A 553-nucleotide genomic window follows, 5' to 3' on the forward strand; every position below is an offset into this window, starting at 1 on the left:
GGCGGGCAGGAGCGGCAGCTTCGGTCCGGAACGGAAAATGTCGCCGCCATCGTCGCGATGGCGAAGGCGCTTCGCTTGGCGCTCGAGCGCTACGAGCGGGACATCGGCCGGCTTCAAGCATTGAAAGACGAGTGGCTTGAAGCGCTCTTGGCGATTCCAGACATCGAGATCAACACGCCGCGCGATGGCGCCGCTCCTCATATCATCAACTTTTCGTTAAAGCGCGGCGTGAAGCCGGAAGTGTTTGTCCACGAACTAGAAAAAAGAGGAATATACGTTTCGACGACGTCAGCCTGTTCATCGAAAAAAAAGGCGCCGAGCAAGACGCTTTTGGCCATGGGGCTTGGTGAAGACCGAGCCGAGCGCGGCATTCGCATCAGCTTGTCGTTTGACAACAGCCGGGAAGAAATCGCGCCGGTGGTGGCAGCGATCAAGCAGGCGATCAAAACATTAAGCGAGGTAACGGAATAAGATGATGAACTATGACCGCATTTTGATCCGCTACGGAGAAATGACGACGAAAGGAAAAAATCGGAACATATTCGTCCGGCGT

2 protein-coding genes are annotated in these 553 nt (G+C 55.2%); both read left to right on the forward strand.

All coding sequences use genetic code 11. The annotated features are described in order from the left end of the window. The coding region (locus tag U1T56_RS24440; RefSeq protein WP_418162077.1) for an aminotransferase class V-fold PLP-dependent enzyme at positions 1-471 on the forward strand (471 nt) is incomplete at its 5' end. A 4-nt stretch (positions 472-475) separates the two neighbouring features. Then, the coding region (locus U1T56_RS24445) for a hypothetical protein (protein WP_418162078.1) at positions 476-553 on the forward strand (78 nt) is incomplete at its 3' end.

Origin of the sequence: Benzoatithermus flavus, assembly GCF_037908215.1 — a bacterium.
In the GTDB taxonomy this organism is placed as follows: Bacteria; Pseudomonadota; Alphaproteobacteria; order Geminicoccales; family Geminicoccaceae; genus Benzoatithermus; species Benzoatithermus flavus.